The organism is Streptomyces sp. cg36, from assembly GCF_041080675.1.
In the GTDB taxonomy this organism is placed as follows: domain Bacteria; phylum Actinomycetota; class Actinomycetes; order Streptomycetales; family Streptomycetaceae; genus Streptomyces.
In genome coordinates, this window is record NZ_CP163520.1 from 1,355,290 (window position 1) to 1,376,365 (window position 21,076).

At 73.7% G+C, this 21,076-nt stretch carries 19 protein-coding genes; 5 read left to right on the forward strand and 14 right to left on the reverse strand.

From position 1 onward, the window contains the following. Position 1: 1 nt before the first annotated feature. Genes AB5J87_RS06065 through AB5J87_RS06085 form a run of 5 tightly spaced genes read right to left on the reverse strand, consistent with a single transcriptional unit; the run spans position 2 to position 5,261 of the window. Positions 2-886: a glycosyltransferase family 2 protein gene (locus AB5J87_RS06065; RefSeq protein ID WP_369374760.1), complete on the reverse strand. Its 885-nt coding sequence runs from the start codon at positions 884-886 to the stop codon at positions 2-4. Then, positions 883-1,662, reverse strand: a complete 780-nt coding sequence (locus AB5J87_RS06070; RefSeq protein WP_369374762.1) for a CDP-alcohol phosphatidyltransferase family protein — start codon at positions 1,660-1,662, stop codon at positions 883-885. The genes AB5J87_RS06065 and AB5J87_RS06070 overlap by 4 nt, the downstream gene beginning before the upstream one ends. Continuing rightward, positions 1,640-2,701, reverse strand: a complete 1,062-nt coding sequence (locus tag AB5J87_RS06075; protein ID WP_369374764.1) for an iron-containing alcohol dehydrogenase family protein — start codon at positions 2,699-2,701, stop codon at positions 1,640-1,642. The genes AB5J87_RS06070 and AB5J87_RS06075 overlap by 23 nt, the downstream gene beginning before the upstream one ends. Further along, positions 2,689-3,426, reverse strand: coding sequence for a sugar phosphate nucleotidyltransferase (locus AB5J87_RS06080; RefSeq protein ID WP_369374767.1), 738 nt, complete (start codon positions 3,424-3,426; stop codon positions 2,689-2,691). The genes AB5J87_RS06075 and AB5J87_RS06080 overlap by 13 nt, the downstream gene beginning before the upstream one ends. Then, positions 3,423-5,261 (reverse strand): DUF5941 domain-containing protein, encoded by a 1,839-nt coding sequence (locus AB5J87_RS06085; protein ID WP_369383369.1) that lies wholly within the window; start codon positions 5,259-5,261, stop codon positions 3,423-3,425. Before AB5J87_RS06085 ends, AB5J87_RS06080 begins: the two co-directional genes overlap by 4 nt. 432 nt (positions 5,262-5,693) lie before the next feature. Between AB5J87_RS06085 and AB5J87_RS06090 the strand changes: the two genes are divergently transcribed. Both AB5J87_RS06090 and idi read left to right on the forward strand, forming a co-directional pair. Next, on the forward strand, positions 5,694-6,635 hold the full coding sequence (locus AB5J87_RS06090; protein WP_369374769.1) for a cation diffusion facilitator family transporter: 942 nt from the start codon (positions 5,694-5,696) through the stop codon (positions 6,633-6,635). Between the two features lie 198 nt (positions 6,636-6,833). Continuing rightward, positions 6,834-7,427 (forward strand): isopentenyl-diphosphate Delta-isomerase, encoded by a 594-nt coding sequence (gene idi, locus AB5J87_RS06095; RefSeq protein ID WP_369374771.1) that lies wholly within the window; start codon positions 6,834-6,836, stop codon positions 7,425-7,427. Here the strand turns inward: idi and AB5J87_RS06100 are convergent. Together AB5J87_RS06100 and AB5J87_RS06105 are read right to left on the reverse strand one after the other, a co-directional pair. Beyond that, positions 7,402-7,902, reverse strand: a complete 501-nt coding sequence (locus tag AB5J87_RS06100) for an ATP-binding protein (RefSeq protein WP_369374774.1) — start codon at positions 7,900-7,902, stop codon at positions 7,402-7,404. The two genes, idi and AB5J87_RS06100, sit on opposite strands and share 26 nt — an antisense overlap. A gap of 139 nt (positions 7,903-8,041) precedes the next feature. Beyond that, the gene (locus AB5J87_RS06105; protein WP_369374776.1) at positions 8,042-8,677 is read right to left on the reverse strand and encodes an HdeD family acid-resistance protein; all 636 of its coding nucleotides are present in this window, start codon (positions 8,675-8,677) and stop codon (positions 8,042-8,044) included. Between the two features lie 74 nt (positions 8,678-8,751). Here AB5J87_RS06105 and AB5J87_RS06110 point away from each other — a divergent pair, with 74 nt between their 5' ends. Further along, complete coding sequence (locus AB5J87_RS06110) at positions 8,752-9,504, forward strand: enoyl-CoA hydratase/isomerase family protein (protein ID WP_369374778.1); 753 nt, start codon at positions 8,752-8,754, stop codon at positions 9,502-9,504. Here the strand turns inward: AB5J87_RS06110 and AB5J87_RS06115 are convergent. Together AB5J87_RS06115 and AB5J87_RS06120 are read right to left on the reverse strand one after the other, a co-directional pair. Then, complete coding sequence (locus tag AB5J87_RS06115) at positions 9,494-10,129, reverse strand: DJ-1/PfpI family protein (RefSeq protein ID WP_369374780.1); 636 nt, start codon at positions 10,127-10,129, stop codon at positions 9,494-9,496. The genes AB5J87_RS06110 and AB5J87_RS06115 overlap by 11 nt on opposite strands. Before the next feature lie 32 nt (positions 10,130-10,161). Beyond that, complete coding sequence (locus AB5J87_RS06120; RefSeq protein WP_369374783.1) at positions 10,162-11,121, reverse strand: GlxA family transcriptional regulator; 960 nt, start codon at positions 11,119-11,121, stop codon at positions 10,162-10,164. Between the two features lie 117 nt (positions 11,122-11,238). On the opposite strand from AB5J87_RS06120, the gene AB5J87_RS06125 reads away from it, so the two are divergent. Further along, positions 11,239-12,102, forward strand: coding sequence for a hypothetical protein (locus AB5J87_RS06125; RefSeq protein ID WP_369374785.1), 864 nt, complete (start codon positions 11,239-11,241; stop codon positions 12,100-12,102). Between the two features lie 94 nt (positions 12,103-12,196). Then, entirely contained in the window at positions 12,197-14,575 is a 2,379-nt protein-coding gene (locus tag AB5J87_RS06130; RefSeq protein WP_369374787.1) for a Tex family protein, read from the forward strand. Between the two features lie 156 nt (positions 14,576-14,731). On the opposite strand, the gene AB5J87_RS06135 is transcribed toward AB5J87_RS06130, so the two are convergent. The 5 genes from AB5J87_RS06135 to AB5J87_RS06155 all read right to left on the reverse strand — a co-directional run bounded on the left by AB5J87_RS06135 (position 14,732) and on the right by AB5J87_RS06155 (position 21,020). Continuing rightward, positions 14,732-16,060, reverse strand: a complete 1,329-nt coding sequence (locus AB5J87_RS06135; RefSeq protein ID WP_369374789.1) for a glycosyltransferase — start codon at positions 16,058-16,060, stop codon at positions 14,732-14,734. Between the two features lie 157 nt (positions 16,061-16,217). Next, complete coding sequence (gene wecB / locus AB5J87_RS06140) at positions 16,218-17,348, reverse strand: non-hydrolyzing UDP-N-acetylglucosamine 2-epimerase (RefSeq protein WP_369374791.1); 1,131 nt, start codon at positions 17,346-17,348, stop codon at positions 16,218-16,220. A gap of 136 nt (positions 17,349-17,484) precedes the next feature. Then, positions 17,485-18,177 carry a response regulator transcription factor gene (locus AB5J87_RS06145; RefSeq protein WP_369374793.1) on the reverse strand — a complete coding sequence of 231 codons (693 nt, stop codon included), beginning with the start codon at positions 18,175-18,177 and terminating at the stop codon, positions 17,485-17,487. After that, positions 18,174-19,301 carry an ATP-binding protein gene (locus AB5J87_RS06150; protein WP_369374795.1) on the reverse strand — a complete coding sequence of 376 codons (1,128 nt, stop codon included), beginning with the start codon at positions 19,299-19,301 and terminating at the stop codon, positions 18,174-18,176. The genes AB5J87_RS06145 and AB5J87_RS06150 overlap by 4 nt, the downstream gene beginning before the upstream one ends. Before the next feature lie 81 nt (positions 19,302-19,382). Next, entirely contained in the window at positions 19,383-21,020 is a 1,638-nt protein-coding gene (locus AB5J87_RS06155) for an ABC-F family ATP-binding cassette domain-containing protein (RefSeq protein ID WP_369374797.1), read from the reverse strand. Positions 21,021-21,076 lie beyond the last annotated feature (56 nt).

Genomic DNA, 21,076 nt, shown 5'->3' on the forward strand with positions numbered 1-21,076 from the left:
GTCAGATGACGGGCGGACGGCCCAGCCGGGTCAGCCGCCAGACCGTGCGCCACTTCATGGGGCGCCGCGGTCCGCACGGTGTGGTCCAGCCCTCCTTGAAGCCGCCGAACCACGCCTTGAGCGCGGGCCCGGAGGGCTTCCTGGCGAGCGTGAGCAGCATCCAGACCCCGAGGTAGACGGGGACCAGCGGGGCCGGCAGGTTCCGCCGGGCCAGCCAGACCCGGTTGCGGGCCACCATCCGGTGGTAGACCGCGTGCCGGGAGGGGGCCGTCGTCGGGTGGTGCAGGACCATGTCCGCGCGGTAGTCGATCATCCAGCCGGCGTCCAGCGCCCGCCAGGCCAGATCGGTCTCCTCGTGGGCGTAGAAGAACTCGTCGGGCAGCCCGCCGACCTCCGCGAGGACCTTGGTGCGCACGGCGTTGGCGCCGCCGAGGAAGGTCGTCACGCGCGAGGAGCGCATCGGGTCCGAGGCGCGCAGCCGCGGCACGTGGCGGCGCTGGGTGACACCGGTCTCCGGGTCGGCGATCCGGAAGCTGATGATGCCGAGCTCCGGGTCGTCGGCGAAGGCCCGACGGCACAGCTCGGCCGTGTCGGGGCTGGGCAGCAGACCGTCGTCGTCCAGGAAGAGCAGGACGTCCATCTCGGCGCCGGACGGGCCGAACGCCTCGATGCCGACGTTGCGCCCGCCCGGGATGCCCAGGTTCTCGGGCAGCTCCACGGTCCGCACGCCCGCCGGGACGTCCGGGACCGGGGCGCCGTTGCCGACCACGACGACCTCGATCCGGTCGCCGTCCTGCTTGGCCACCGAGTCGAGCAGCGCGCGCAGCTCCTCGGGGCGGTTGCCCATGGTGATGACGACCGCGCCGACCTTCGTCGGGGCGCTCACTTGAGCCTGCTGGAGGCGAGGATGGACACCAGGTGCAGTACCGACTGGAGCAGCGCGATGCCCGCGAGCACCGCGACGCCGAGCCGGGAGAAGTACAGGTCGCCGCGGACGTGGTCCACGATCGCGATGACCAGGATCAGCAGGGTCGCCTCGATGCCCATGACCAGGCGGTGGAACTTGAGCGCCCCGGCGGCCCGGCGGGCGAGCGCCATGCCGGACGAGCGCGGCTCGGACGCCGTCTCCTTGACCGGCGGCATGCCCTGCTGGTGGCGGGCGACGCCGACGAGGTCGGTCTCGGACTTGATCAGTACGGCTCCGAGGGCGGCCAGGGTGCCCAGGAAGGCCCACAGCCAGTCGATGCGGCCGGTGCCCCAGATGTCGGCGGCGCGCAGTCCGAAGCCGACGAGGACCGCGGCGTCGAGCACATAGGCCGCGACCCGGTCCACGTAGACGCCGACCATCGAGTACTGCTTCTTCCAGCGGGCGACCTCGCCGTCGACGCAGTCGAGGAGCAGATAGACCTGCGCCATCACCACGCCGAGCACGGCGCCCCAGATCCCGGGCACCAGCAGGGCCGGGGCCGCGAAGGCCGCGGCGACGGTCATCACATAGGTCAGCTGGTTGGGCGTGACCCGCGTGGTCACCAGGTGCCGGTCGACGCGCAGCGAGACCTCGCGCATGTAGAGCCGGCCGCCCCAGTGCTCGCCGCTCCGCCGGTCCTTGACGCCCGGGGGGTGGACGACCGGGCGGAGTTCAGCTACCGATGGCTTTTGCATAGTCGGCGTAAGCGTCCTTGATCTGGTCTGCGGACAGGTTGAGGTGTTCCAGGATCGTGAAACGGCCCGGCCGGGTCTGCGGCGCGTAGGCCACGGCCCGGACGAACTCGTCGGCGGAGAAGCCGATTTCGGTGGGCAGGACCGGCAGACCGTGCCGGCGCAGCACCTCCGCGAAGAGGCCGCTCTGCTCGCCGGCGCCGCGCAGGTGCATCGCGAAGGCGGCGCCGAGGCCGACCTGCTCGCCGTGGAGCGCGGAGCGTTTGGGGTGGAGCAGGTCGAAGGCGTGGCTGATCTCGTGGCAGGCGCCCGAGGACGGCCGGGTGTCACCGCTGATCGACATGGCGATGCCGGAGAGCACCAGCGCCTCCGACAGCACGGTGAGGAACTCGTCGTCGCCCACGCCGCCGGGGTGGCGCAGCACCGACTCGCCGGCGGTCCGGGCCATGGCGGCGGCCAGGCCGTCCACCGGTTCGCCGTTGACCTGGTGCGACAGCTCCCAGTCGGCGATCGCCGAGATGTTGGAGATGACGTCGCCGATGCCCGAGCGGACGAACCGGACCGGTGCCTCGCGGATGACGTCGAGGTCGATCACCATCGCGATGGGCGTGGGCACGCCGTAGGAGCCGCGCCCGTTGTCGTTGTCCAGGATGGAGACCGGCGAGCAGATGCCGTCGTGCGAGAGGTTGGTGGCGACCGCGACCATGGGCAGCCCGACCCGCGCCGCGGCGTACTTCGCCACGTCGATGATCTTGCCGCCGCCGAGTCCGACGACCGCGTCGTACCGCTTGCCCTTGATGTCGTCGGCCAGCTGCACGGCGGAGTCGATGGTGCCGTCGGCCACCGGGTACCAGTCGGCGCCCGGCAGCACCGGCGCCAGCTTCTCGCTCAGCGCCTGGCCCGAGCCGCCGCTGACCGCGATCGCCAGCTTGCCGGAGGCCGAGATCCGCTGGTCGGCCAGGAGGCCCGCCAGGTCGTCGAGGGCGCCCCGGCTGATGTCGACGACGACCGGCGACGGGATGAGCCGGGTCAGTACTGGCACGCGATCTCACGGCCCTTCGCGAGGTCGTCGTGGTTGTCGATCTCGACCCACGAGACCTCGCCGATCGGCGCGACGTCGATCTTGAAGCCGCGGTTGACGAGCTCCTGGTAGCCGTCCTCGTAGTAGAGGTCGGGGTCGCGCTCGAAGGTGGTCTTCAGCGCGTCGGCGAGCTCGTCGGCCGCCTCGCCCTCGATGAGGGTGACGCCGATGTACTCACCGGTGGCCGTCGCCGGGTCCATCAGCTTGGTGATCTTCTGGACGCCCTTCTCGGCGTCCACGATGACCTTCATCTCCTCGTCGGCGAGGCTCTTCGCCGTGTCGAGGGCGAGGATGATCCTCTTGCCGTCGCCGCGCGCGGCCAGCAGCGTCTTCTCGACGGAGACCGGGTGCACGGTGTCGCCGTTGGCGAGGATCACGTCGTGCTTGATCGAGTCACGGCCGCACCACAGGGAGTAGGCGTTGTTCCACTCCTCGGCCTTGTCGTTGTCGATCAGGGTCAGCTTGAGGCCGTACTTCGCCTCAAGGGCCGCCTTGCGCTCGTAGACGGCCTCCTTCTGGTAGCCGACGATGATCGCGACCTCGGTGAGACCGATCTCGGCGAAGTTGCCCAGCGTCAGGTCCAGGATCGTGGTGTCGCCGTCGACGGGCACGAGGGCCTTCGGGAGCGTGTCGGTGTAGGGGCGCAGACGCCGTCCGGCACCGGCTGCGAGTACGAGGCCGATCATGCGGGTTCTCCTTCGTCATGTACTGCGGGGGCTCCGGAGGACACCCAGAAGCGGATGGACTCCACGACCACCAGGAGCGCGACGGCCACCGCCAGGGCGGTGAGCGCCCGGGTGAGGTCGGTGCCGCGGTCGGCGAGCGCGGCGACCAGGGCCGCGACCACCAGCGTGCGGCCCTCGTGGCCCGCGGCCAGGCGCACCAGCCAGCGCGGCGGCGCGCCCGAGCCCCCCTTGATGCGGTAGACCGTGTCGTAGTGATGGTAGGCGACCGCGGCCACCAGCCCGAAGGCCGCGGGCAGGGCGCCGTCCACCTCGGAGCGGGCGGCGAGGACCAGGACCGTGCAGTACTCGGCGGCCCGGAAGAAGGGCGGGACCAGCCAGTCGAGGGCGCCCTTGAGGGGGCGGCTCACGGCGGCTCCGGCGAACACCGCGTACAGCGCCGCGGCGACGATCACGTAAGGGCCGTCGAGGTCCTGGGTGAGGGCCGCGGCCACCACCGCCGCCGCACCCAGCAGGGCGAGCACGGGGGCGGTCCAGGCGCCCTTGCGGATCGGGGCGGCCTTGGCGAAGAGCTCCGCCAGCGGGCCGCTGTCGGCCAGGTCGGCCAGGGCCTGGGCGGCCCGGTCGGTGCGGGTCGCGCGGCGGGTGAGCGAGCGCAGCACGCGCCCGGCCGTGGTGTAGGTCGCCGCGAAGGCGCAGCCGACGAGGAGCGCGTAGAAGACGGTGCGGGGGGTGGTGACGGCGGTCAGGACCGCGATCATCGCCCAGCGCTCGCCGATCGGCAGCACGATCATCCGGCGCACCCAGACCGTCCAGCCGACCGAGTCGAGCTTGCCGGAGAGGGCGGCGGTGGGGCTGGTGTTGGCGGTGGCGTCGTGGTTGGCCTCGTTGAACGAGAAGTCGACGACGTGGCGGCAGGTCTGCAGGACCATCGCGCCGAGCGCCAGCGCCCACACGTCGTCGCCGCCGCGGGCCGCGCCGAGGGCGAGGCCCGCGTAGTACGCGTACTCCTTGGCCCGGTCGAAGGTCGCGTCCAGCCAGGCGCCGAGCGTCGAGTACTGCAGCGAGTAGCGGGCGAGCTGCCCGTCGGTGCAGTCCAGGACGAAGGAGAAGAGCAGCAGCACGCCCGCCGCGACGAAGCCGCCCCGGGTGCCGGTCGCCGCGCAGCCGGCCGCGATCAGCGCGGTGAGCAGCGAGGCGGTGGTGACCTGGTTGGGGGTGAGGCCGCGGCGCGCGCACCAGCGGGCGAGGTAGCGCGAGTACGGGCTGATGCAGAAGGTGGTGAAGAACCCGTCGCGGGACTTGACCGCGGTGCGCAGCCGCACCGCCTCGTCGTCCACCGCGTCCACGGCCCTGCGGGCGGCGAAGGCGGCCTCGGGCCCGGCGGGCACGGTGGCCACCAGCGAGCCGAGCTCGGGGCGGTGCACGGCGACGCCGGTGTCCGCCAGGGCGGCGGCGACGCGGTCGGTGAGGACGCCGGTGCCGGTGGCCGGGGCGTTCACCGCGACCGAGGCGCCGGGGGCGGCCGGCGCGGGCGGTCCGGCGAGGTCCGCGAGCGCGCGCGTGAGCGCGGGGCGGGCCTCCGCCTGGACGGTCAGGGCGCCGGTGACCGCCGCCGCCGGGAAGCGCGGGTCGGTCAGGGCGAGGCGCAGGGCGTGGGTGTGGCCCACGAAGGACGGGTCGACCAGGGCGACCCGCTCACCGTGCGGGACCTCGGCGAGCAGGCCGGGCAGGTCCTCGGGCCGCTGGGCGGACCGTACGTCGAAGCCCAGCGAGCGCAGCTCGGGTCCGAGCTGCGACCCGGGGACCGGGAGTCCGGTCAGGATGGCGGTCGACAGACGAACTCACTCCTTGGAGCTGACATGGCGGATGTCCGGCGGCCCGGCCCGGCACAAGCGGCGGGCGGCACGTCGGCAGAGGCTATCGGGAGGCTATCGGATGCGTGGAACCGGGAGTTCATTGCCCGTTTACGCCCCGATCGGGCCCTGCGGCAGGGGGTCCGGCCGCGTGGATCATCATCGTCGATCAAGGGCGCGGCCCACAAACCGCCCCCCTGCTGTGCGCACCGGGCGCCCGGTGCGCCGCGAACAGCCGTCCGGCGCTCTGACCTGCGACGCCCCCGCGGTCCGGGCCGGATGGACGTTTCCACAGGTCAGAGCAGATGACAACGGTGTTCAGTGCCGTGTTGCCCGATACCCCCCACCCGTAGTTCACTGACCCCTCGTACGCCGATCGCACACCTATGCCAGGAATCTGAGAGGTGGCCTTCCATGGGCGCTGGGCACGACCACGGACACACCCACGGCGGGCCGCCGCCCACCGGGACGGCCGCGGCGGCGTACCGGGGGCGGCTGCGGGTGGCCCTCGGGATCACGCTGGGCGTGATGGTGGTCGAGATCGTCGGCGGCCTGGTGGCCGACTCGCTGGCCCTGGTCGCCGACGCCGCGCACATGGCGACGGACGCCCTGGGGCTCGCGATGGCGCTGCTCGCCATCCACTTCGCCAACCGCCCGGCCGGTCACAACCGGACGTTCGGCTACGCCCGCGCGGAGATCCTGGCGGCGCTCGCCAACTGCCTGCTGCTGCTCGGTGTCGGCGGATATGTCCTGTACGAGGCGGTTCAGCGGTTCGTCGAGCCCGCCGACACCTCGGGCTCCACGACCATCGTTTTCGGCCTGATCGGTCTGGTCGCCAACATGGTCTCGCTCTCGCTGCTGGTCCGCGGCCAGCGGGAGAGCCTGAACGTGCGCGGCGCGTTCTTGGAGGTGCTGGCCGACGCGCTGGGCTCGGTGGCCGTACTGGTTTCGGCCGTGATCATCCTGTCGACCGGGTGGCAGGCCGCCGACCCGATCGCCTCGCTGGTGATCGGTCTCATGATCGTCCCCAGGACCGTGAAGCTGCTGCGGGAGACGCTGAACGTCCTCCTGGAGGCGGCGCCCAAGGGCGTCGACATGGCCGAGGTGCGGGCCCACATCGTGGCGCTCGACGGGGTCGAGGACGTCCATGACCTGCACGCCTGGACGATCACCTCGGGGTTGCCGGTGCTCTCCGCGCATGTGGTGGTCGACCAGGAGGCGCTGGATCCGGCGGGCCACGAGAAGCTGCTCCACGACCTCCAGGGCTGCCTGGGCGACCACTTCGACGTGGAGCACTGCACCTTCCAGCTGGAGCCCGGCGGACACGCGGCCCACGAGGCCCGCCTCTGCCACTGAGCGGCGCCGGACGGCGCCTTCCGGAAACGCCACTCGCCCACATGTTCGATGAATGCCGGCCGGGGCGGCTGGGCACGATCCATGCTTCGACGGGTTCGCGCGGCCGACGCATTACGGACGCGTGCCGCCCGTCGCAGTGCGAAGACGCCGCTTTTGTACGGCAGACTTGGCAGCCGAGGACCGAAGCGAAGGATGGTTATGCCGACCACACCAGCCACTACGGCGAACAGCTCGTCGAACGGGACCACCGAAGAGATCTTGCTCGAACTGGTCGACGAGAGCGGCAATACCATCGGCACCGCGGAGAAGCTCTCCGCCCACCAGGCCCCGGGCCGACTGCACCGGGCCTTCTCCGTCTTCCTCTTCGACCCGTCGGGCAAGCTGCTGCTCCAGCGCCGCGCCCTCGGCAAGTACCACTCCCCCGGCGTCTGGTCGAACACCTGCTGCGGGCACCCCTACCCCGGCGAGTCCCCGTTCGCGGCGGCGGCCCGGCGCACCCACGAGGAGCTGGGCATCTCGCCGTCGCTGCTCGCCGAGGCGGGCACCGTGCGCTACAACCACCCGGACCCCGAGTCGGGCCTGGTGGAGCAGGAGTACAACCACCTCTTCGTCGGCCTGGTGCAGGCGCCGGTGAAGCCGGACCCGGAGGAGGTCTACGAGACCGCCTTCGTCTCGCCGCAGGAGCTGACCGCGCTGCGCGACCGGGCCACCTTCTCCGCCTGGTTCATGACGGTCATGGACGCGGCCCGGCCCGCGGTCCGCGAGCTCACGGGGCCTGCCGCGGGCTGGTGATCGCGCCGGTCACCGGGGCGAGCGGCAGCGCCACCCAGATGATCTTGCCGCCGCTCGCCGTCTGCTCCACGTCGCACGCCCCGCCCGCCTCGCAGGTGATCTCGCGGACGAGCAGCAGCCCGCGCCCGCCGGTCTGCCCGTAGTCGGTCTCCAGCGCCTTCGGCCGGTACGGGTGGTTGTCCTCCACCGAGACCCGGATCCACTCGGCGCCCACGGCCACCTCCACGGCGACCTGCGGGGAGAGCAGGGCCGCGTGCTTCACGGCGTTGGTGACCAGCTCGGAGACGATCAGGAGCAGCCCCTGCACCAGGTCGTCGTGGATGGGCACGCCCTGCCGGTCCAGCAGGTCGCGCACGGCGTGCCGGGCCTGCGGGACCGAGGCGTCGACGGCGGGGGCGGTGAAGCGCCAGACGCCCTCGTACGGGAGCGGCCTGGCCGGCGCGGCGTCGGGTGGCACGCTCCCGCGGATCTCCATGTTCCGGCACCCACCCTCGCAGTCGGCTGTCAGGCTCTTGGTGACGAGTGTTGGGAGTGGGATGGTCCGGACCGGGTGGCTGAACAGAAGTCAGCGCGTATCGACGCCTTCTGATCGAAGTCTTCCGCCGACGCCTCTTCTACACGTGCTTCTGATCGCTTTCTGACGGCTTTGCCATGGCTTGCGGGGGTGTCTCTGCCTCCGCCACCAGGCCGACGATCCGCCGCCCGCCCACGCCCAGCGCGATCAGGCCGAGCCCGTCGAAGAGCAGCCCCAGCGAGAAGAAGCAGCCGATGACGTACCGGCTGCTGCTCGGCCAGCTGGCCAGCACCAGCACCCCCAGCAGCACGCCGAAGGCGCCCTGCACCAGGGTCCAGCCCATCTGCGGCCCGCGCACCACCACGCTGCCCGCGAGCCGGAACACCCCGCCGGTCAGGAAGAGCAGCGCGGCGAACATGGTCAGCGCCTCGGCCGAGCCCTCGGGGCGGCGGATGACCACCACACCGGCGGCGATGTTCAGGGCGGCGACGACCACGCCGAGCCAGAAGAAGTTCGCGCCGCGCGACTGGATGGCGTGCAGCAGCCCGACCACACCGCCGACCAGCAGCAGCCAGCCGAACAGGAGCATGGTCGTCAGGGTCGCCACCCCGGTGTAGACGAGCCCGACCAGGCCCGCCAGCGCGAGGATCGCGCCGAGGAGGGTGAGCCGTCCGAAACTGCGGCGCAGCTTCCTGCCCTCACGTGTGGTGGTGGTCGCGCTTGCGGGTGCTGCCATCAGCGTCTCCTCACGGCCTCGCCGGGCGCCCCCTCCCGATCATAGGAGCGGTCCGCCCGGATAGCATCCGGCGCATGGAGCCGCAGCTGGAGCACACCGTGGCCGACGGGGTGGCCACCGTCGTCATCAGCAACCCCGCCAAGCGCAACGCGATGACCGCGCGGATGTGGCGGGAGCTGCCGCCGCTGCTCGACGCACTGGCCGCCGACCCGGCCGTACGGGCCCTGGTGCTCACCGGCGCCGGGCCGACCTTCTGCGCCGGCGCCGACATCTCCTCGCTGCGCGCGCCCCGCTCCGACGACGACCCGCAGTCCCTGGCCGTACGGGCCGAGGAGGCGCTCGCGGCGTTCCCCAAGCCCACGCTGGCGGCCGTGCGCGGCTACTGCGTGGGCGGCGGCTGCCAGCTGGCCGCCGCCTGCGACCTGCGGTTCGCGGAGGAGGGCGCCTCGTTCGGGATCACCCCGGCCCGGCTCGGCATCGTCTACGCCTCCTCCTCCACCCGGCGCCTGACCGCCCTGGTGGGCCCCTCGACCGCCAAGTACCTGCTGTTCTCGGCCGAGTTGATCGACTCGGCGCGGGCGCTGCGGACCGGGCTGGTGGACGAGGTGCTGCCGGTGGGCGAACTGGACAAGCGGGTGGCCGAGTTCACCCGGGTCCTGGCCGCGCGCTCCCAGCTGACCCAGGCCGCGGCCAAGGAGTTCGCCGACGGCCGCACCGACCGGGACGCGCACTGGCGGGAGCAGGCGCTCGGCAGCGGCGACACCGCCGAGGGCGTCGCCGCGTTCCTGGAGCGCCGGGCCCCGCGCTTCGGCTGGACTACTTCATGATCTCGTGCTTGCCGGACCGCAGCCGCGCCACCAGGTCGGCCGGGGCCTTGTGCGGGGCGCCCGCGTCGTAGGGCGGCTGCGGGTCGTACTCGGTCAGCAGCTGCACCGACTGCGCGTACTCGTCCCCGGCCAGCCTGCCGACCAGGGTCAGGCCCATGTCGATGCCGGAGGAGACCCCGGCGGCGGTGACGTACTTGCCGTCGGTCACCACCCGCTCGCCGGTCGGCTCGGCGCCGAGCGCGGCCAGTTCGTCGTAGGCGAGCCAGTGGGTGGTGGCGCGGCGCCCGGTGAGCAGCCCGGCGCCCGCCAGCAGCAGCGAGCCGGTGCACACCGAGGTGGTCCACGTCGTGGTGGCGTCCACCGCGCGCAGCCAGCCGGTGAGGACCTCGTCGCGCACCAGCTCCCGGGTGCCGGGCCCGCCGGGGACGACCACGATGTCCGGGCGCGCCACCTCGGCCAGGCTCTTCTCGGCGACCAGGTGGAGGCTGCCGCGGTCGTTGACGACGGGACCGGCCTTCGCCGCGACGAAGACGGTCTCCGCGCCGGGCAGCCGGCAGAGCGTCTCGTACGGGCCGATGGCGTCCAGGGAGGTGAAGCGGTCGTAGAGCAGGACGGCGATCTGCACGGGGTTCCTCTCGTGGGGCGTCGATGGGGGCGTCAGTGGGACGGGTGGAACCGGCGCCGGTATTCGGCGGGCGCGGTCCCGAGGGTCTTGACGAAGGCGCGGCGCATGGCCTCGGGGGTGCCGTAGCCGGCCGCCCGGGAGACCTCGGCGACGCCGCCGGAGGTCTCCTCCAGGAGCCGCCGGGCGTGTTCGATCCGTACGCGCTCGACGTACCGGCCGGGCGGCAGGCCCGTCTCGGCCTGGAAGGCGCGGGCGAAGTGGCGCGGCGAGAGCCGGGCCCGGGCCGCCAGCGACTCCACCGAGAGGTCGTCGCCGGGGTGCTCGCTGATCCACCGCTGCACCTCGCGCAACGGCTCGCGCCGGGCGCTCTGGGCGGCCAGTTGGGCGCTGAACTGGGCCTGGTTGCCGGGCCTGCGCAGGAAGACGACGAGATGGCGGGCGACGGTCAGCGCGACCTCGCGGCCGAGGTCCTCCTCTACCAGGGCGAGCGCGAGGTCGATGCCCGCGGTCACCCCCGCCGAGGTGGCCACGTTCCCGTCGCGCACATAGATGGGGTCGGGGTCGACGGTGACGCGCGGGTGGCGGCGCGCCAGCTCGTCGCAGTACGCCCAGTGGGTGGTGGCCCGGCGCCCGTCCAGCAGTCCGGCGTCCGCCAGGAGCCCGGCGCCGGTGCAGACGGAGACCAGCCGCTCGGCGCGGGGTCCGTGGCCGCGCAGCCAGTCGACGAGGCGCGGGTCCGGGTCGCGGGTGCCGGTGCCGCCCGGCACCAGCAGGGTGTGCGGGTCGGGCGCACCGGCCAGGGCGCGGTCGGGTACGAGGAGGAGGCCGCTGGAGGTGCGCACCGGGCCGCCGTCCAGGCTGGCGGTGCTGACCCGGTAGCCCTCGTCGGTGCCCGCGCACCGGCCGGCGCCCGTGAAGACCTCCAGCGGGCCGGTGACATCCAGGCTCTGGAGGTCCTCGAAGAGGACGACCAGGACGGTTCGCTTCGCCATGCCCACGATTCTTCGGCGGCGCGCGCGTGTCCGCAATGACGAGCTTCCCACCTTTCCTGCCATGGCTCCCGCACACCGGGGCTTCACTCCGTACCGACCAGTCGGTAACGTGCAGGCATGACGTCTCTCCCGCCGCGCGCCGGCCGCCGCTGCCACAACGCGATCAACCCGATCCACTCGACCGTGTACTTCTCCGCCGACTACACCAAGGAGCTCACGGCCCTCGGCGTCACGGACGAGCGCGCCGCCTACTTCGCCGGGCGCGCCGCCGCCATGGGCGCGGTCGGCCCCGGCACCGTCACCGCCGCCTTCTACAACTTCAACCCGGCACTGGTCGCCGCCCACGTGCCCGCCGTGTGGCGGACCGCCTCCCCCGAGCAGGTCCTGGCGGCCCGGCTGCGCGCCGCCGACGCCACCCTGCGGCGGCTGCTCGGCGAGGAGGTGCTGGCCTCCGCCGAGATGGCCGAGGCGGCGCGGCTCGCCCTGCGCGCCGCCGAGGGCTGCACCGCGCACGCCCGCCCGCTCTACGCCGCCCACGCCGACCTGCCGGTGCCCGAGGAGGCCCACCTGGCGTACTGGCACGCGGCGACCCTGCTGCGCGAACACCGCGGGGACGGCCATCTCATGGCCCTGCTCGACGCGGAGCTCGACCCGCTGGAGGCGCTGGTCAGCCACACCGCGACCGGCAAGGGCATGGCGCCGCGCTGGGTGCTGGGCTCGCGCGGCTGGCGGCGCGCCGACTGGGAGGCGGCGGCCGGCCGGCTGCGCGGGCGCGGCCTGCTCGACGCCGAGGGCGAGCTCACCGACGCGGGCACGGCGCTGCGGGCCGCGATCGAGGACCGCACCGACCGGCTCGACCGCGCCCCCTACGAACTCCTCGGCGAGGACGGCGTGGCCCGGCTGACCGAGCTGGCCCGGGGCCTGCTGATGACGGCCGCGGCGGCCGGAGCGTTCCCGGCCGACCTCGTCGGCAAGGGCTGAGCGGTCGGGGCCGGGCGGCCGGGGCTGCCCGGAGTTTGTCGGTGCCGCCTGCCACAATGGCGCCTCAAGCTCTGCGAGAAGGCGGTACGGGATCGTGACGACGTCCATCGAAGGCAGGATCGCCGAGGAACTCGGCGTACGGGAGCGGCAGGTGAAGGCCGCGGTCGAGCTGCTCGACGGCGGATCGACCGTGCCGTTCATCGCGCGCTACCGCAAGGAAGCGACCGAGATGCTCGACGACGCCCAGCTGCGCACCCTGGAGGAGCGGCTGCGGTATCTGCGCGAGCTGGAGGACCGCCGCGCGGCGGTCCTCGACTCGGTCCGCGAACAGGGCAGGCTCACCGAGGAGCTGGAGCGGCGGATCCGCGCCGCCGACACCAAGGCGCGCCTGGAGGACATCTACCTGCCCTTCAAGCCCAAGCGGCGCACCAAGGCGCAGATCGCGCGCGAGGCGGGCCTGGAGCCGCTCGCCGAGGGCCTGCTGACCGACCCGACGGCCGACCCGACGGCCGCCGCCGCGGCCTTCGTGGACGCGGACAAGGGCGTGGCCGACCCGGCTGCGGCCCTGGACGGCGCCCGCGCCATCCTCGCCGAGCGGTTCTCGGAGGACGCCGACCTGATCGGCGAGGTCCGCGAGCGCATGTGGACCAAGGGCCGGCTCACCGCGAAGGTGCGTGCCGGCAAGGAGGAGGCGGGCGCCAAGTTCGCCGACTACTTCGACTTCGCCGAGCCGTTCACCGCGCTGCCCTCGCACCGCGTCCTGGCGATGCTGCGGGGCGAGAAGGAGGACGTCCTCGACCTCGTCCTGGAGCCCGAGGAGCCCTCCGAGGCCCCCGGCCCCTCGACGTACGAGAACATGGTGGCCCGCCGCTTCGGCATCGCGGACCGGGGCCGTCCGGGCGACAAGTGGCTGGCGGACACCGTCCGTTGGGCGTGGCGCACCCGGATCCTGGTCCACCTCGGCATCGACCTGCGGCTGCGGCTGCGCACGGCCGCCGAGGACGAGGCGGTGCGGGTCTTCGCCTCCAACCTGCGCGACCTGCTGCTCGCCGCCCCGGCCGGCACGCGCGCGACGCTGGGCCTGGACCCCGGGTTCCGCACCGGCGTGAAGGTGGCCGTCGTGGACGCCACCGGCAAGGTCGTGGCGACCGACGTGATCCACCCGCACGTCCCGGCGAACCGGTGGGACGAGGCGCTCGCGAAGCTGGCGCGGCTCGCCGAGGAGCACGCGGTGGAGCTGGTCGCCATCGGCAACGGCACGGCCTCCCGCGAGACCGACAAGCTCGCCGGTGAACTCATCACCAGGCACCCGGAGTTGAAGCTCACCAAGGTGATGGTCTCCGAGGCGGGCGCCTCGGTGTACTCGGCGTCGGCGTTCGCCTCCCAGGAGCTGCCCGGCATGGACGTGTCGCTGCGCGGCGCGGTCTCCATCGCCCGCCGCCTCCAGGACCCGCTCGCCGAGCTGGTGAAGATCGACCCCAAGTCCATCGGCGTCGGCCAGTACCAGCACGACCTCTCCGAGGTGAAGCTCTCCCGCTCGCTCGACGCGGTCGTGGAGGACTGTGTGAACGGGGTGGGGGTGGACGTCAACACCGCGTCCGCGCCGCTGCTCTCGCGGGTCTCCGGCATCAGCTCCGGCCTCGCCGAGAACATCGTGGCCCACCGCGACGCCAACGGCCCCTTCCGCTCCCGCAAGGCCCTCAAGGACGTGGCCCGGCTGGGCCCCAAGGCGTACGAGCAGTGTGCGGGCTTCCTGCGGATCCGCGGCGGCGACGACCCGCTGGACTCCTCCAGCGTGCACCCCGAGGCGTATCCGGTGGTGCGCCGGATGGTGAAGACGTCGGGCAGCGAGGTCGCGGCGCTCATCGGCAACACGGCGGTGCTGCGCTCCCTGCGGCCGGACGCGTTCGTGGACGAGACCTTCGGTCTGCCGACGGTCACCGACATCCTGCGCGAGCTGGAGAAGCCGGGGCGCGACCCGCGTCCGGCCTTCAAGACGGCCACCTTCAAGGAGGGCGTCGAGAAGATCGGCGACCTGGAGCCGGGGATGGTCCTGGAGGGCGTGGTCACCAATGTGGCGGCGTTCGGCGCGTTCATCGACATCGGTGTGCACCAGGACGGGCTCGCGCACGTCTCGGCGCTCTCCGACAAGTTCGTGAAGGACCCGCGCGAGGTGGTCAAGCCCGGCGACATCGTCAGGGTGAAGGTCCTGGACGTCGACGTGCCGCGCAAGCGCATCTCGCTGACGCTGCGGCTCAACGACGAGACGGGAGCGGGCGCCTCGGGCGGCGGGCCGAAGCGGGAGCGGGAGCGGGGCGGGCGGCCTCCCCAGCAGCGCCAGCAGCAGCGGGGCGGCGGTGGCGGCGGCAACCGGGACCGCGGTGGCCGCCAGTCCGCGCCGCCTCCGGCGGGCGGGGCGATGGCGGACGCGCTGCGCAAGGCGGGCCTGCTCGACCCGAAGGGCCGTCGCTGACCGCCCGCAGTGGGGTGAGTCCGGCCGCGGGTCCGCCGAGGCGGTCCCGCGTCCGGGCGAGCCCCCGACCGGTGCGGGTGGGCGAGCGGCGACCCGTCGGCGGGGCGCCGCCGTGCCCGCCCGCGCCACTCCGGCTGCCCGCTGTGGCGGCGGCGGTCACGCCTCCAGGGCCACCGGGCCCGAGGTGACCTGCTCCGCGTTGCGGCGGGTCTTGGCCCAGCCGTTGCGGCCCCGCAGCATCCGCACGAAGGCGCGCGCGGACACGATGAACAGGTGGTACGCGTAGAGCCACAGCGCGAAGCCCCACAGCAGCGCGGTCAGGCGCTTGGCGTCCGGGGCGTGGTCGCGGCGGTAGACCGGGCCCCACAGCACGAACGGGCCGATGGCCAGCGCCGCCAGGCCCAGCGTGAGCGGCCACAGGGCGAGCGAGCCGAGCCCGCCCAGCACCAGCATCGCCGCCATCAGCACGAGCGTGAACAGGTGCGCCACCGGCTGGCAGAAGGTGTACAGCGTCTCCAGGACGCCCCGGCCGCCGTAGTGGCGGGACGAGACGATGCGCGGGGCGTAGCGCACGCACTGGAGGTTGCCCTGCGCCCAGCGGGTGCGCTGGGTGAGCAGCCGCCGGGCGTGCGGCAGGCCCTCCTGCGAGACCCAGGTGTCGGCGACGTGGGTGATGCGGTACCCCGCGAGGATCATGTGCAGGCCGAGCTCGTAGTCCTCCAGGAGCGCGCCGCGCTGCCACGGGCGGCGCTCGGCGTCGGCGATCCGGTCGAGCGCGGAGAGCCGGGTGAACTGGCCGTTGCCGCCGAGCCCCACCGAACCGGTGCGGACGCGCAGCAGCTGCATGCCCGCGTTGGAGACCGCGAACTCCATGTCCTGGACGCGGACCAGCACCCGGGCGAAGGCGTTGCGCACCCGGCCGCGCTCCGGCAGCGGGCGCGGGTCGTCCACGTTCCGCATCCGCACGCTGACCTGCACCCCGCCGACCTCCGGGTCCCCGAACGCGGCCGGGCCCGAGACGAGTTCGAGGGCGCGCGGGTCCAGCCGCCCGTCGGCGTCCACCACGCACACCACGACGCGGTCGCGGTCGGCGCCCTCGGGCAGGAACTCGCCGAGCTGGTCGTACGCGGCGTTCAGCGCGTCGCCCTTGCCGGTACGGGCCTCGGGGCGCACCCGGCGTACGAGGTGGACCCGCCGGTCGTCCTCGGCGAGCCCGGCGACGATCAGCCCGGTCCGGTCGTCGCTGTCGTCGTCGATGACCCAGACGTGGGCGGCCGGGAAGTCGGCGCGCAGCTGGGAGACGGTCGTGCCGACCACGGCCTCCTCGTCCCGGCACGGCACGAAGAAGTGCCAGTCGAGCGCGGCGGAGTCACCGGCCTCGGCCTCCGGCCGGTTCAGGTACGCGTGCCGGGCCCCGGCCCAGTAGAGGAGGAAGCAGGCCAGGAGGAGGAACGGGAAGAGGAATATGAAGAGGCTGTCGAACATGCGGCTTTCCGGTGGTTCGGGGAGGGGGGAGGGGCCGTCCGGGCGCTTCGGCGTGGCGCTCACGGCGCGCTGCGCGACTGCCCAGGCAGGGGCGCGCAAGGCGCGGGACGGGCGCCCACGGCGTCCGGGCGGGCGGCTGGGCGGTGGAGGGTCGCGCCTACACCGCCGCGTACAGCTCGGAGCGGGACGTGACCAGCTCCCCCAGCAGCTCCACGATCCGCTGCGAGGCGAGGCCGTCGCCGAACGGGCTCGGCAGGGCCGCGAGGCGGGCCCGGCCCGCCGGGCCGAGCGCCAGGGCCGCGCGGGCGGCGCGTCCGAGCTCCGGGCCGGGCGCGACCAGCGTCGCGAAGTCGGCCATCGCCTCGGGGCGTTCGGTGGAGTTGCGGACCACCACGAGCGGGCGGCCGAGCACCGTCACCTCCTCCTGGACGCCGCCGGAGTCGGAGACCAGCAGGGCCGCGTGCCGGGCCAGGGCCAGGAAGTCGCGGTAGCCGAGCGGGCGGGTCACCCGCAGCGGCGCCAGCAGCCCGGCGAGACCGGCCGCCTCGATCCGGGCCCGGGTGCGCGGGTGCAGCGGCAGGACCACCGGCACCTCGGCGGCGAGCGCGGCCAGCTCGGTGAGGATGGCGCGCAGGGCCGCGGCGTCGTCGGTGTTCTCCGGGCGGTGCACGGTGGCCAGCACGAAGCCGTCCGGGACCAGGCCCAGGCCGTCCAGGTGCGCGGTCCGCGCGCCGGCGCCCGGCAGCTGGCTGTGGACCGCCTCGACCACGGTGTTGCCGGTGACCCGTACGAGCGCCGCGTCGATCCCCTCGGCCAGCAGGTTGTCGCGGTTCTCCGGGGTGGCCGCGCACAGCACGTCGGCGAGCCGGTCGATCAGGATCCGGTTGTGCTCCTCGGGCATGTTCCGGTCGTGGCTGCGCAGCCCGGCCTCGACGTGGACCAGCGGGATGGCGCGCGCGTTGGCGGCCAGCGCCCCGGCGAGCGACGCGTTGGTGTCGCCCTGGACGACCACGGCGAGCGGCGGCTCGGCCAGGAAGAGCGCGTCGAGCTGGGCGAGGCCCGCCGAGATCTGGAGCGCGCGGGGCTGTCCGCCGATGCCGGTGAGGTAGGTCGGCTCGGGGATGCCGAGGTCGGTGAGGAAGCGGCCGGAGAGCTCCTCGTCGTAGTGCTGCCCGGTGTGCACGACGTGCGCGGCGGGTCCGAGCAGCCGGATCAGCTCGGTGAGCTTGACCAGCTCGGGGCGGGTGCCGAGGACGACGGCGATGCTGCGGGGCGGCAGGGCAGACACGGGGACTCCGGGGACGGACCGACGAGGACGTCCCACAAGGTGGCCTTCGTCCGTTGCCCGGACGGATAGCGTTCGGTTGCCCGAAGGTTGCGAAACCACCCACACCGGAAAACAAGGACTTTCGGCCCGCCCGGGATCAGGGACCTTGGTCCCCCCGGTAGCGGTAGCCCATCCCCCGCACCGCCTCGATCGGGTCGGAGTCCGGCCCGTCCGCCGCCTCCTTCAGCTTGCGGCGCACCCGCAGCACCGCGAACTTCACCCGGTCGCGGCCGATGCCCTGCGGGTCGTCCCAGACCAGGTCGAGGAGCTGGTCGGTGGTGACGACCCGGCCCCGGTTGCGGACGAGCACCTGGAGCAGCCGGTACTCGATGTCGCTGAGGCGGACCTCCTCGCCCCGCCACACCGCCGAGCGCCGCTCGGGCACCAGCCGCAGCGACTCGTCCTGCGCGGCCCCGGCCCAGCGCGCGGGCGAGGCGCGCCGCAGCAGCGCCTCGACCCGGGCGAGGAGCTCCTCGTTGCCGAACGGTTTGGGCAGGTAGTCGTCGGCCCCGGCGCGCAGCCCCCGCACCCGGTCGCTCTCGGCGCCGCGCGCGGTCAGCAGCAGCACCGGCAGATCGGTCATGTCCCGGGTCCGCTCCAGCACCTGCCAGCCGTCGAGCCCGGGCAGCCCGATGTCGAGCACCATCAGGTCGGGCGCGTCCGCGAAGAGCCGGCGCAGCCCCTCGCGGCCGTCGGCGGCGGCCACCACCTCGTATCCGGCCCGTCCCAGCAGCACCCGCAGCGCCGCCGCCACGTCCGGCTCGTCCTCGACGATCAGGATCCGGGTCATCCGGCCGCCTCCTCGCCGGGGCCGTCGACCGGCAGCCGCACGACGAAGAGCGCTCCCCCGCCGGGCGCGCCGGTGACGCCGAGGTCGCCCCCGTGGCGGCGCACGACGTCGCGGCTGAAGGCGAGGCCGAGGCCGGTGCCGGGGTAGCCGCCGCGTTCGGCGTTGGGGGCCCTTACGAACCCGGCGAAGATCTCCTCCCGGTACTCCTCGGGCACCCCGATGCCGGTGTCGCGGACCGCGATCCGCCAGCTGTCGCCGTCCGGCGCGGCCTCGACGCGGACGCTGCCGCCGGGCGGGGTGAACTTGGCCGCGTTCTCCAGCAGATTGGCCAGCACCTGCTCCAGGCGGTGCTCGTCCCCGTACAGCGCCGGTCCCGGAGCGCAGTCCAGGACGGTGAAGAGGTCCGCCGCGCCGAGCGCGGGCGCGTGGTCGAGGACGGCGTGCTCCAGCATCCGGGGGACGTCGACCCGGCCGAACTCCAGGAGCGGCTGCGGGGCCCGCATCCGGGTGGTGTCGAGCAGGGTGGTGACCACGGAGGCCATCCGCACCGCGTTGCGGCGGATGGTGTCCAGGAAGGCGCGCTGGTCGGGGCCGAGCGAGCCGGAGGCCGGGTCGGCCAGCAGGTCGCAGAAGCTGATGATCGAGGTCAGCGGGGTGCGCAGATTGTGCGAGGCGGAGGCGAGGAACTCGTTGCGGCGGCGGGCGAGCTCCGCGAACGCCTCGTTGTCGCGCCGCAGCGCGTGTTCGCGGCGCTTCTGCTCGGTGATGTCCTCGGCCGTCCACAGCGAGCCGAACGGTCTGCCGTCCGGGTCGAAGAGCGGCTCCACGTCCCGCCGCACCGTCCGGCCGTCGACCAGCGAGACCTCGGCGGCCCGGTGCACCCGGCGGGCGACGATGGCGGCGGTGCCCTCCACGAGCCAGGCCGGGCGCTCGGCGAAGTGGGCGACGACCGCGTCGACCACCGGCGTCAGCGGGGCGCCCGGGGCGTGGTCGACCTCCGCCAGGTCGAACATCTCGACGAAGCGGCGGTTGACGGCGACCACGTGCTCGTCGCCGCCTTGCACGATCGCCGCCCGGGGCAGTGCCTCCAGGACGGCCTGCAGTCGGTCGCGCGCGCGGTCCACGCGATCACCGTACGCGCGGACCGGCCGCCACCGCCGCAAGGGCGTGCCCGCGCCTCCGCCCGCGTGGGGAGGGGCGGGGGCTCAGTGCTCGGTCACCTTGCCGTCGGCGACCTCGACGCGCCGGTTGGTGCGCACCGCGTCCAGCATCCGCCGGTCGTGGGTGACCAGGAGCAGGGTGCCGGTGTACGAGTCGAGGGCGGACTCCAGCTGCTCGATGGCCGGGAGGTCGAGGTGGTTGGTCGGCTCGTCCAGGACCAGCAGGTTCACGCCCCGGCCCTGGAGCAGGGCGAGGGCGGCCCGGGTGCGCTCGCCCGGGGAGAGCGAGGTGGCCGGGCGCAGCACGTGGTCGGCGCGCAGCCCGAACTTGGCGAGCAGGGTGCGCACGTCGCCGGGCTCGGTGTCCGGGACGGCCGCGCAGAACGCCTCCAGCAGGGACTGCTCGCCGACGAAGAGCCCGCGCGCCTGGTCGACCTCGCCGACCACGACGCCGGAGCCGAGCGTGGCACGGCCCGCGTCCAGGGGCAGCCGGCCCAGGAGCGCGGCGAGCAGGGTGGACTTGCCCGCGCCGTTGGCGCCGGTGATCGCGACGCGGTCGGCCCAGTCGATCTGGAGCGTGGCCGGGCCGAAGGTGTAGTCGCCGCGCCGGACCTCGGCCCCGACCAGGCCCGCCACGACCGCGCCCGAGCGGGGCGCGGAGGCGATCTCCATCCGCAGCTCCCACTCCTTGCGGGGCTCGTCGACGACGTCCAGGCGCTCGATCATGCGCTGGGTCTGACGGGCCTTGGCCGCCTGCTTCTCACTGGAGTCGCTGCGGAACTTGCGGCCGATCTTGTCGTTGTCCCCGGCCTTGCGGCGGGCGTTCTTGGTGCCCTTGTCCATCCAGCCGCGCTGCATCAGCGCGCGGCCCTCCAGGGCGGACTTCTTGTCCGCGTACTCCTCGTAGTCCTCGCGGGCGTGGCGGCGGGCGGTGGCCCGCTCCTCCAGGTACGCCTCGTAGCCACCGCCGTAGAGGGTGATCTGCTGCTGGGCGAGGTCGAGTTCGAGGACCTTGGTGACCGTGCGGGTGAGGAACTCGCGGTCGTGGCTGACCACGACCGTGCCCGCCCGCAGGCCCTTCACGAACGCCTCCAGGCGCTCTAGGCCGTCCAGGTCGAGGTCGTTGGTCGGCTCGTCGAGCAGGAACACGTCATAGCGCGAGAGCAGCAGCGAGGCGAGCCCCGCGCGGGCGGCCTGGCCGCCGGAGAGCGCGGTCATCGGCTGGTCCAGGCCCACGGTCAGCCGCAGCGATCCGGCCACTTCCTCGGCCCGCTCGTCCAGGTCGGCGCCGCCGAGCGCGAGCCAGCGCTCCAGGCTCTCCGCGTAGGCGTCGTCGCTGCCGGGCGCGCCCTCGACCAGCGCCTCGGTGGCGGCGTCCATGGCGGCCTGGGCGTCGGCCACCCCGGTGCGCCGGTGCAGGAAGGCGCGCACGGTCTCGCCGGGCCGCCGGTCCGGCTCCTGCGGGAGGTGGCCGACACTGGCGCCGGGCGGCGAGAGCCGCAGCTCGCCCTCCTCGGGCGTGTCGAGCCCGGCGAGCAGCCGGAGCAGGGAGGACTTCCCGGCCCCGTTGGCGCCGACGAGGCCGATGACGTCGCCGGGGGCGACGACGAGGTCGAGCCCGGCGAAGAGCGTGCGGTCGCCGTGGCCGGCGGCGAGGTCCTTGGCGACGAGTGTGGCAGTCATGAGGTGGCCGATCCTACTGGCGTGCGGGCGGGCTCCCGTAGACCGGGCGCCGGGCC

What these genes read in the sequence shown, in the direction of transcription:
- AB5J87_RS06105 (WP_369374776.1), bottom strand. Translation starts at nt 8,677, where the DNA reads ATGGCAGCACCCGCAAGCGCGACCACCACCACACGTGAGGGCAGGAAG.
- AB5J87_RS06135 (WP_369374789.1), bottom strand. Translation starts at nt 16,060, where the DNA reads ATGTTCGACAGCCTCTTCATATTCCTCTTCCCGTTCCTCCTCCTGGCC.
- AB5J87_RS06070 (WP_369374762.1), bottom strand. Translation starts at nt 1,662, where the DNA reads ATGCAAAAGCCATCGGTAGCTGAACTCCGCCCGGTCGTCCACCCCCCG.
- idi (WP_369374771.1), top strand. Translation starts at nt 6,834, where the DNA reads ATGCCGACCACACCAGCCACTACGGCGAACAGCTCGTCGAACGGGACC.
- AB5J87_RS06080 (WP_369374767.1), bottom strand. Translation starts at nt 3,426, where the DNA reads ATGATCGGCCTCGTACTCGCAGCCGGTGCCGGACGGCGTCTGCGCCCC.
- AB5J87_RS06145 (WP_369374793.1), bottom strand. Translation starts at nt 18,177, where the DNA reads ATGACCCGGATCCTGATCGTCGAGGACGAGCCGGACGTGGCGGCGGCG.
- AB5J87_RS06110 (WP_369374778.1), top strand. Translation starts at nt 8,752, where the DNA reads ATGGAGCCGCAGCTGGAGCACACCGTGGCCGACGGGGTGGCCACCGTC.
- AB5J87_RS06100 (WP_369374774.1), bottom strand. Translation starts at nt 7,902, where the DNA reads ATGGAGATCCGCGGGAGCGTGCCACCCGACGCCGCGCCGGCCAGGCCG.
- AB5J87_RS06090 (WP_369374769.1), top strand. Translation starts at nt 5,694, where the DNA reads ATGGGCGCTGGGCACGACCACGGACACACCCACGGCGGGCCGCCGCCC.
- AB5J87_RS06155 (WP_369374797.1), bottom strand. Translation starts at nt 21,020, where the DNA reads ATGACTGCCACACTCGTCGCCAAGGACCTCGCCGCCGGCCACGGCGAC.
- AB5J87_RS06125 (WP_369374785.1), top strand. Translation starts at nt 11,239, where the DNA reads ATGACGTCTCTCCCGCCGCGCGCCGGCCGCCGCTGCCACAACGCGATC.
- AB5J87_RS06120 (WP_369374783.1), bottom strand. Translation starts at nt 11,121, where the DNA reads ATGGCGAAGCGAACCGTCCTGGTCGTCCTCTTCGAGGACCTCCAGAGC.